Origin of the sequence: Acinetobacter sp. YH12094 (assembly GCF_013419295.1) — a bacterium.
GTDB classification, from domain to species: Bacteria; Pseudomonadota; Gammaproteobacteria; order Pseudomonadales; family Moraxellaceae; genus Acinetobacter; species Acinetobacter amyesii.
On sequence record NZ_VPAK01000072.1, the window covers coordinates 1 to 2250 of the forward strand.

Sequence of the window (2250 nt, forward strand, 5' to 3'; positions counted from 1 at the left end):
GGTGACTGCGTACCTTTTGTATAATGGGTCAGCGACTTACATTCAGTAGCAAGGTTAACCGATTAGGGGAGCCGTAGAGAAATCGAGTCTTAATAGGGCGTTTAGTTGCTGGGTGTAGACCCGAAACCGGGTGATCTATCCATGAGCAGGTTGAAGGTTGGGTAACACTAACTGGAGGACCGAACCCACTGTCGTTGAAAAGCCAGGGGATGACTTGTGGATAGGGGTGAAAGGCTAATCAAACTCGGTGATAGCTGGTTCTCCCCGAAAGCTATTTAGGTAGCGCCTCGGACGAATACCATTGGGGGTAGAGCACTGTTTCGGCTAGGGGGTCATCCCGACTTACCAAACCGATGCAAACTCCGAATACCAATGAGTACTATCCGGGAGACAGACTGCGGGTGCTAACGTCCGTAGTCAAGAGGAAAACAATCCAGACCGCCAGCTAAGGCCCCAAAATTATAGTTAAGTGGGAAACGATGTGGGAAGGCATAGACAGCTAGGAGGTTGGCTTAGAAGCAGCCACCCTTTAAAGAAAGCGTAATAGCTCACTAGTCGAGTCGGCCTGCGCGGAAGATGTAACGGGGCTAAAACTATATGCCGAAGCTGCGGATTTACACATAAGTGTAAGTGGTAGGGGAGCGTTCTGTAAGCCGATGAAGGTGGATTGAGAAGTCTGCTGGAGGTATCAGAAGTGCGAATGCTGACGTGAGTAACGACAAAACGGGTGAAAAACCCGTTCGCTGAAAGACCAAGGGTTCCAGTCCAACGTTAATCGGGGCTGGGTGAGTCGACCCCTAAGGCGAGGCCGAGAGGCGTAGTCGATGGGAAATTGGTTAATATTCCAATACTTCAGTGTAATGCGATGAGAGGACGGAGAAGGTTAAGTCAGCCTGGCGTTGGTTGTCCAGGTGAAAGGAAGTAGGCATGTATCTTAGGCAAATCCGGGGTACTCTATGCTGAGATCTGACAGCAAGCTGTACTTGTACAGTGAAGTGGCTGATACCATACTTCCAGGAAAAGTCTCTAAGCTTCAGTTACACTGGAATCGTACCCGAAACCGACACAGGTGGTCAGGTCGAGTAGACCAAAGCGCTTGAGAGAACTCTGCTGAAGGAACTAGGCAAAATGGTACCGTAACTTCGGGAGAAGGTACGCTGCTTTTGGTGATGGAACTTGCTTCCTGAGCTGAGAGCAGCCACAGAAACCAGGCCCCTGCAACTGTTTATTAAAAACATAGCACTCTGCAAACACGAAAGTGGACGTATAGGGTGTGATGCCTGCCCGGTGCTGGAAGGTTAATTGATGGGGTTAGCGTAAGCGAAGCTCTTGATCGAAGCCCCAGTAAACGGCGGCCGTAACTATAACGGTCCTAAGGTAGCGAAATTCCTTGTCGGGTAAGTTCCGACCTGCACGAATGGCATAATGATGGGGGCGCTGTCTCCAGCAGAGGCTCAGTGAAATCGAAATCGCCGTGAAGATGCGGTGTACCCGCGGCTAGACGGAAAGACCCCGTGAACCTTTACTGCAGCTTGACATTGAACTTTGATCTTACTTGTGTAGGATAGGTGGGAGGCTTTGAAACCGAGACGCTAGTTTCGGTGGAGCCAATCTTGAAATACCACCCTGGTAATATTGAGGTTCTAACTCTGCTCCATGATCTGGAGCGAGGACCATGTCTGGTGGGTAGTTTGACTGGGGCGGTCTCCTCCTAAAGAGTAACGGAGGAGTACGAAGGTGCGCTCAGCGTGGTCGGAAATCACGCGTAGAGTATAAAGGCAAAAGCGCGCTTAACTGCGAGACCCACAAGTCGAGCAGGTACGAAAGTAGGTCTTAGTGATCCGGTGGTTCTGTATGGAAGGGCCATCGCTCAACGGATAAAAGGTACTCTGGGGATAACAGGCTGATACCGCCCAAGAGTTCATATCGACGGCGGTGTTTGGCACCTCGATGTCGGCTCATCTCATCCTGGGGCTGAAGCAGGTCCCAAGGGTATGGCTGTTCGCCATTTAAAGAGGTACGCGAGCTGGGTTTAGAACGTCGTGAGACAGTTCGGTCCCTATCTACCGTGGGCGCTGGAAATTTGAGAGGATCTGCTCCTAGTACGAGAGGACCAGAGTGGACGAACCTCTGGTGTACCGGTTGTGACGCCAGTCGCATCGCCGGGTAGCTATGTTCGGAAGGGATAACCGCTGAAAGCATCTAAGCGGGAAGCCTACCTCAAGATAAGATTTCCCTTGGACTTTATGT

1 rRNA gene is annotated in these 2250 nt (G+C 51.0%); it reads left to right on the forward strand.

The window, feature by feature from the left end:
* A 23S ribosomal RNA gene (locus FTU34_RS17600) occupies window positions 1–2250 on the forward strand; the annotation flags it as partial.